The sequence below is a fragment of the Achromobacter sp. MYb9 genome, assembly GCF_002975275.1.
Taxonomy (GTDB): domain Bacteria; phylum Pseudomonadota; class Gammaproteobacteria; order Burkholderiales; family Burkholderiaceae_B; genus Achromobacter.
The window spans coordinates 920770-928091 of sequence record NZ_PCOQ01000001.1; the positions used below are offsets into that span (position 1 = coordinate 920770).

Annotated in this window: 6 protein-coding genes and 1 other RNA gene; 2 read left to right on the forward strand and 5 right to left on the reverse strand. The window is 62.7% G+C overall.

Annotated features, from left to right (window positions below):
- Window position 1 precedes the first annotated feature (1 nt).
- Both mraZ and rnpB read right to left on the reverse strand, forming a co-directional pair.
- The gene (gene mraZ, locus CQ050_RS04170) at window positions 2–430 is read right to left on the reverse strand and encodes a division/cell wall cluster transcriptional repressor MraZ (RefSeq protein WP_006226256.1); all 429 of its coding nucleotides are present in this window, start codon (window positions 428–430) and stop codon (window positions 2–4) included.
- Window positions 431–798: 368 nt separating this feature from the next.
- Window positions 799–1203: RNase P RNA component class A (gene rnpB / locus CQ050_RS04175), an RNA gene on the reverse strand.
- A 143-nt stretch (window positions 1204–1346) separates the two neighbouring features.
- On the opposite strand from rnpB, the gene CQ050_RS04180 reads away from it, so the two are divergent.
- Window positions 1347–3176, forward strand: a complete 1830-nt coding sequence (locus CQ050_RS04180; RefSeq protein WP_105555529.1) for an ATP-binding cassette domain-containing protein — start codon at window positions 1347–1349, stop codon at window positions 3174–3176.
- A gap of 143 nt (window positions 3177–3319) precedes the next feature.
- On the opposite strand, the gene pyrC is transcribed toward CQ050_RS04180, so the two are convergent.
- Together pyrC and CQ050_RS04190 are read right to left on the reverse strand one after the other, a co-directional pair.
- Window positions 3320–4384 (reverse strand): dihydroorotase, encoded by a 1065-nt coding sequence (gene pyrC / locus CQ050_RS04185; protein WP_105555530.1) that lies wholly within the window; start codon window positions 4382–4384, stop codon window positions 3320–3322.
- Between the two features lie 9 nt (window positions 4385–4393).
- Complete coding sequence (locus CQ050_RS04190) at window positions 4394–5587, reverse strand: M20 aminoacylase family protein (RefSeq protein ID WP_105555531.1); 1194 nt, start codon at window positions 5585–5587, stop codon at window positions 4394–4396.
- A gap of 147 nt (window positions 5588–5734) precedes the next feature.
- Here CQ050_RS04190 and CQ050_RS04195 point away from each other — a divergent pair, with 147 nt between their 5' ends.
- A complete protein-coding gene (locus CQ050_RS04195) occupies window positions 5735–6013 on the forward strand; it encodes an SWIB/MDM2 domain-containing protein (RefSeq protein ID WP_006217453.1) in 279 nt (92 codons plus the stop codon).
- Between the two features lie 644 nt (window positions 6014–6657).
- Here CQ050_RS04195 and CQ050_RS04210 read toward each other — a convergent pair.
- Window positions 6658–7023 (reverse strand): hypothetical protein, encoded by a 366-nt coding sequence (locus tag CQ050_RS04210; protein WP_199196724.1) that lies wholly within the window; start codon window positions 7021–7023, stop codon window positions 6658–6660.
- Window positions 7024–7322: the final 299 nt, after the last annotated feature.

Consider the following 7322-nt stretch of genomic DNA (forward strand, 5'->3'; position numbering starts at 1 on the left):
TTCAGAACGAAAACTGATTCAACACATCCGGCATACCCTTGGCCAAGTCTTCAGCCTCGCGGCTGGCCAGGGTAGCGGCGTCCCACAGCTCGAAGTGCGCGCCCAGACCGAGCAGCATCACATCGCGCGTCATACCGGAAGCGTTGCGCAGTTCAGGAGCGATCAGGACCCGGCCGGAGCCATCCAGTTCCACGTCCTGAGCGTTGCCGAGCAACAGCCGCTGCAACGCACGAGCCGTCATGGGAAAGGCGGCGATCTGCTCGCGCTTCTTTTCCCACTCCGGCCGCGGGTACACCAGCAAGCAGCCGTCGGGGTGGCGGGTCAGGGTCAGCCGGCCATCGGCCTGCGACATCAGCGCGTCACGATGCCGGGTCGGAATCGAAATCCGTCCCTTGGCATCCAGCGTGAGTGCGCTGCTTCCCTGAAACACCACTTTTACCCCACTTAATTGCACAATTTCCTACTATTTCCCACTCTACGGTATGGCACAGGGGCGGTCAAGCGCGTGGTTGCAATTTTTTCAATCACAACAAGGACTTAGACCAATATGTAAAACCGCAAAAAGAAAAACCTCCTAATAAATCAGGAGGTTGCGGCGCACACTACAAGTCCTTCTTCAGAAGTAGCGCCTAAGGATGACTTTGCATTGTTTTACGAAGGGCCGGATCGCCCGTTCTGGCGAGGCTTCCCGCCCGACGCACCGCCCGTGGCCGCCAAAAAAATGCTGCGGCCGCCACTGCCGGGCGCGGGCCAGCGCGGCCAGGCTTCAAGCCTGGCCAACTCGTGGGTGGGAATTCGATGCAAGACGGGTCTATAGGCCGGATTCTGTACACCAGGTTTCCCTGGCGGACGATCATTCCTCTGCGCGGATCATTGCTGAGCCGCTCTAGCCACCTACCCGCATGCTTGGACGGAGCCGCCCTTCGCGACCCGAGGGTCGCACGCATGCCTATTTGATGTTGCTCCGGGTAGAGGTTGCCGCGTTTCACCCTGCGATGCCGCCCTTCGTTGCCGATTGGCGAGACACGGAGATGGCCGTATCTGTGCGTGCAAGCACGCCCGCGCCGCAGTCTCGTCTCTGTGGCCCTATTCCTCAACCGCGCCCGAGGACGCGGCCGGACGGCCGTTAGCCGTTACCCTGCCCTATGGAGTCCGGACCTTCCTCGATGGATTCGCATCCACCGCGATCGCCCGACCCGCCTTGCGGTGGCTATTCTATTACAGGTTGCCGCTCCGTCCCCCACGACAGCGCCAAGGGGGTGCGCCGACCTCCCGCAAACGGGCTCGCGGGGTTCCTGCGACAATACGCCCTGATCCGCTTAGACGCCGCAAAAACGACCCGATACATGGCCCTCGCTACTCTCATCACTCTTACCGACATCCAGCTGGCCTATGGCCACCACCCGCTGCTGGACCACGCCGACTTCGCCATCCAGGCCGGCGAGCGCATCGGCCTCATCGGCCGCAACGGCGCGGGCAAGTCGTCGCTGCTGAGGTTGCTGGACGGCAGAACGCTTCCAGACGACGGCGACATCGCCCGCAGCTCGGGCCTGCGCGTGGCCACGGTCGAACAAGAGCCCGAGCTGGACGAAAACGCCACGGTGTTCGATGTCGTCTGCAACGTGGAAGGCGACCACGAAGACTGGCAACGCCCCTCGCGCGTGCGCGCCATACTGGAAAAGCTGGGCCTGCCCGCTGACGTGCAGATCGCCGGCCTGTCCGGCGGCACCCGCAAGCGCGTCGCCCTGGCGCGCGCCCTTGTCGAAGAGCCCGACCTCCTGCTGCTGGACGAACCCACCAACCACCTCGACTTCGACGGCATCGCCTGGCTGGAAGAGATGCTGCGCAGCTGGCGCGGCGCCGCGGTCATCATCACCCACGATCGCCGCTTCCTGGACGCCGTCACCACTCGCATCGTCGAACTGGACCGCGGCCGCCTGCTCAGTTTCCCGGGCAACTTCTCCCAGTGGCAAGAGCGCAAGGCTCAGTGGCTGGAATCCGAACGCCTGGAACAGGCCCGATTCGACAAGCTTCTGGCGCAAGAGGAAGTCTGGATCCGCAAAGGCGTCGAAGCCCGCCGCACCCGCAATGAAGGCCGGGTACGCCGCCTGGAAAGCCTGCGCGTGCAGCGCGCCGAGCGCCGTGAGCGCATCGGTGACGTCTCGCTGGCGCTGGCGGAAGGCCAGCGCTCGGGCAAGCTCGTGGCCGAACTCGAACATGTCGGCAAGACCTTCGGCGACAAGATCGTGGTGGACGACTACTCCACAACCATTCTGCGCGGCGACCGTATCGGCATCGTCGGTCCCAACGGCGCCGGCAAGACGACCCTGCTAAAGCTCATCCTGGGCGAAATGCAGCCGGACACCGGCACCACGCGCCTGGGCACCAACGTGGCTGTGGCCTACTTCGACCAAATGCGCGCGCAGCTGGACGAAAACGCCTCGCTCGTCGACATCATCAGCCCGGGCAGCGAATGGGTCGAAATCGGCGGCACCCGCAAGCATGTCATGACGTACCTGGGCGACTTCCTGTTTTCGCCCGCCCGCGCCGGTTCCCCGGTGCGCAGCCTGTCCGGCGGCGAACGCGCCCGCCTGTTGCTGGCGCGCCTGTTCGCCCGCCCCGCGAACGTGCTGGTGCTGGACGAACCCACCAACGACCTGGACATCGAAACGCTGGAACTGCTGGAAGAGCTCCTCCAGGAATACGCCGGCACCGTACTCCTTGTCAGCCATGATCGCGCGTTTCTGAACAACGTCGTCACGCAGACCATCGCCTACGAGGGCGAAGGCCGCTGGCGCGACTACGTCGGCGGCTACGACGAATGGGTTGCCCAGCGCCCCGCCTCCCGCCCGGCCCACGCCGCCGATGCGGACGCCGACGCCAAGCCCGTCGACGAAAGCGCGGCGCGTGGCAAGGTCGCCAAACCCAAGCCGGCCAAGGCGACCAAGATAAACGCATGGGACTTGCGCGAACTCGAAGGCTTGCCTGACGCCATCGCCGCCCTGGAAGCGCAACAGGCTGAACTGGCCGGGAAACTGGCGGACGGAAGCCTTTACCGCGATGCCCCCGCCGAAGTCGATCGCATCAATGGCGAACTCGCCAAATTGGAAAGCGAACTCGAAGAACGATTCGCCCGCTGGGAATTGCTGGAAGCGCGCCGCGACGGCACGCTCTGATGGCACGCGCTGACGTCAACCACTGACGTCACCTCTATATATAGAGCACTTTCATCACGCGGTAAAAAAAACGGGGGAACGGCGCACAGCCGCTCCCCCGCTTGTTATTCGCCGATACGCGCCGCTTCCGGCGCATCGGTTGTTCAGACTTTGGCGCGCCAGGCCAGCGCTTCGCCAGCCGCCAGCGGCACCAGCGTCGTGTTGCCAAATTCCAGCTCGTCCGGCACCTGGTACGTTTCGCGCAGCAAGGTCAACGTGCCGGTGTTTCGCGGCAAACCATAGAAGTCCGGGCCGTGGAAGCTGGCAAAACCCTCCAGCTTATCCAGCTTGCCCGCCGCTTCAAACGCCGTCGCGTACAGCTCCATCGCGTGCAGTGCCGTGTAGCAGCCGGCACAGCCGCACGCATGTTCCTTCAAACCACGCGCGTGCGGCGCACTGTCGGTGCCCAGGAAGAAGCGCGGGCTACCGCTGGTGGCGGCCTCGACCAGCGCCAGGCGATGCGTCTCGCGCTTCAAGATCGGCAGGCAATAAAAATGCGGACGCACACCGCCCTGGAAGATCGCATTACGGTTGTACAGCATGTGCTGCGGCGTGATCGTCGCGGCGATCGGCCCTTCGGCGTCGCGCACATACTCCGCGCCTTCCTTCGTCGTGATGTGTTCGAACACCACCTTCAAAGCCGGAAACGCGCGGCGTAGCGGCTTCATGACGCGTTCCACGAAAATCGCCTCGCGATCGAACACATCAATCGCCGGGTCGGTTACTTCACCGTGCACCAGCAGCGGCATGCCGCACTTTTCCAAAGCTTCCAACGCCTTCGCGCACTTGCCGAGCAAATCAGTGACGCCCGCGTCGGAGTTGGTCGTCGCGCCGGCCGGATACAGCTTCACCGCATAGACCTGGCCCGACTCGTGCGCGCGGAAGATCTCTTCCGCCGAGGTGTTGTCGGTCAGATAAAGCGTCATCAGCGGCGTGAAGGCGCCCGGGTTGCCACCGGCTTTGCGCAGTGCCTCCAGGATCCGGCCACGATAGGCCAGCGCCTGCTCGGTGGTCGTCACCGGCGGCCTCAGGTTCGGCATGATGATGGCGCGCGCGAACTGGCGCGCGGTATCCGCCACCACGGCTTCCAGCGCCGCGCCATCGCGCAAGTGCAGGTGCCAATCATCGGGGCGGGTGATCGTGAGTTGATTCGTGTTGGGAGTAGACATGGAAGCTTCTTAATCTGCCAGCGGCATGCCCCGTTCTGCCAGCGCGCAAAACATCGCGCTGCCCAGGGGAATGACGGCATCGTTGAAATCAAAATGCGAGTTATGCAGCACGCAGCCCGACTCGGCGCCGCCTTGGCCCAGACGGAAATACGCACCGGGCTTGCTTTGCAACATGAACGAAAAATCTTCGGAACCCATCGACGGTACCAGATCGCGCACCACGTTTTCCTTGCCGATCATCTCGGTCGCGATGTCGGCCACCAGATTCGCGTGCTGCGGCGTGTTCAAGGTTGCGGGGTAGATGCGCTCGTAAATCAGCTCGGCCGAACCACCAAACGCGCCGGCGATCGCCGTAACCAGTTCACGCATGCGGGTCTCGACCATTTCCTGGACCGACTTGCGAAACGTCCGCACCGTGCCCACCAACTTGGCTTCACGCGGGATCACGCTCATTGCGCCCGGATGCCCCGCCTGCATGGATCCGATGGACACTACCGCCGAATCCAGCGGGTTCACATTGCGCGACACGATGGTCTGCAAGGCCGTGATGATCTGCCCCGCGATCGTCACGGGATCAATCGTCTGATACGGGTGCGCGCCGTGGCCGCCACGGCCCGTGATCTGGATCTCGAAGCGGTCTGCCGCGGCCATCATCGGCCCCGGGTTGATGCCGATCGTGCCGGGGCGCAGACCCGGCCAGTTATGCAAGGCGTAGATCGCGTCGCACGGGAACGTGTCGAACAAACCATCTTCAAGCATGGCGCGGGCGCCACCGCGCCCCTCTTCGGCCGGCTGGAATATCAGCACCGCCGTGCCATCGAAATTGCGCGTTTGCGCCAGGTATTTCGCGGCCCCGATCAACACCGCAGTGTGCCCGTCATGGCCGCAGCCGTGCATCAGGCCCGGCTTGGTGGACTTGTGGCCGAAGTCGTTGTCCTCCGTCATGGGCAACGCATCCATGTCGGCGCGCAGCCCGATCATGCGCCCGCTGTCGCAACGCTTGCCCCGGATCACGCCCACCACGCCCGTCTTGCCGATGCCGCGATGCACCTCGATGCCCAGCGCCTCGAGCGCGCCAGCCACGATCCCGGAGGTGCGGACTTCCTCGAAGCCCAACTCGGGATGTGCATGCAAATCGCGCCGCAGCGCCGTCAATTCGTCATGAAACAGGCGAATTGATTCCAAAGGAGATCGTGCGTACATAGGAGGTTACAGAATGACGTGGTAGGGGGGACAGTCTGTGCATTTTAGTTGCTACAGAGGATAAATGCCTTTGTCTTTACGAGAGAGACACGTTATGCTCCGGCCGCAGGACAATTTTTCCAACAGCCAGAGAAGGAGCGCCGCATTATGGCCACAACCTCCAAACCCGCGACCGCGCGCAAGCCGAACGCTGCATTCATGAAGCCCCTGACCCCCAGCGCCGAATTGGCCGCTGTCATCGGCTCGGAAGCCGTGCCGCGTACCGAGGTCACCAAGAAGATCTGGGAATACATCAAGAAGCACAACCTGCAAGATGCCAGCAACAAGCGCAACATCAACGCCGATGCCAAGCTGCGTCCGATCTTTGGCAAGGATCAGGTCACGATGTTCGAACTGACCAAACTGGTCAACGCACATCTGAAGTAAGCAGGCAAAGGGCGTACCCCGTACGTCCCTGCCTCTTGGATTGTCGCGACGCCCTGGCTCTCCGCCGGGCTAGCACACCCTCCCTCGCGCAAGCTCCATCTCCCGCGCGAAAGCCGGCTCCGCGTTCCGCGGACATGGCATTCCCCTCCGGCATTCCCCTTCCGTATTCTTCTTTGGCAGTTCCCTTCGATCCCCATCGGGCTGATCGCTAGGATTGGCGCGCCTCTTCAAGCCCCCCTCGGAATGCAGCACCTTCCGGACGCTGCGCAGACGAGCGCGCATCAAGCGTCCCAACGCAACGCCCTGCCCGTCGACCGCGGTCTGCAATACCAATGCCGCATCATTGAACACGGCGCCCTGCGACAGGTCCAGCGCCACCTTCGCATGCTCGCACCATTGCTGCCACCCTTGCGTTAAACCCGAAAATCCACTCGGTGATCGTGGTCATGTTCGCGCAGGTCCTGGCGCCTGGCGCAAGCCTCTCCAATTCGCCCAGGGCAGTTCGCATCCAAGCGGCGGTCTTCGGTGTACCCATGCTTGTCGTCGCCGCCTGTGTCGTCCTGTCCTAGCCCTTCGGACAAAGGCACATGAAAAAAGGCCGGCGAACTCGCCGGCCTCTCGCTTTTGCCACAACGGATACGAAATCAGGTGTAAGTCGTGGGCGCAGCGCCTTCCAGCAATGCCAGCCAGCCTTTGATCAGGCGGTACAAGACCCACACCACCGTCGCGATCAGGCCGATCCAGCCAATGAAGATGTACACGGCAATCCCGCTGATGGCTAGCCACAACATGGCCCACCAGAAGGTGCGCAGCATCCAGTCGAAGTGGGCGGCGTAAACCGTGCCGGCGGCTTCCGAGCGCTTCAGATACATCAGCACCACGGCAGCCAAGGTCGCGATGCCCAGAATTCCACTCGTCAAAAAGCCCAAGGCAAACAAGCCGTAAGCCACGTGGGTCAACGTGCGCAGATCTAATTTCGTACCGGGCACGGGGGTCTGGGTATCACTCACGATAACGCTCCAACGAATTGACTCGGTCAATCTTACCGCACAAAGCCCCCCTGCCCACGGGCGTTGTTATTTGGGCACATTCAACATTGGCGCGGCTTGCAGCCTGGTTGACTGCCAAGCGAAGGCCTCTCTCGGCAGTCCAATGACGAGCCGAATCTGGGCAGGATTCCGGGTGATATCCATCAGTCATCGCCCAAAGACAAAGCCCCGCCGGATACCGGCGGGGCTTTGAGGGGTAAGAGCTTGACGATGACCTACTTTCACAGACGTCCGTCCACTATCATCGGCGCGAAGGCGTT

Bases quoted from the DNA above. Each gene is read 5' to 3' on its own strand.
- CQ050_RS04180 (WP_105555529.1), top strand. From the start codon at position 1,347: ATGGCCCTCGCTACTCTCATCACTCTTACCGACATCCAGCTGGCCTAT.
- pyrC (WP_105555530.1), bottom strand. From the start codon at position 4,384: ATGTCTACTCCCAACACGAATCAACTCACGATCACCCGCCCCGATGAT.
- CQ050_RS04190 (WP_105555531.1), bottom strand. From the start codon at position 5,587: ATGTACGCACGATCTCCTTTGGAATCAATTCGCCTGTTTCATGACGAA.
- CQ050_RS04195 (WP_006217453.1), top strand. From the start codon at position 5,735: ATGGCCACAACCTCCAAACCCGCGACCGCGCGCAAGCCGAACGCTGCA.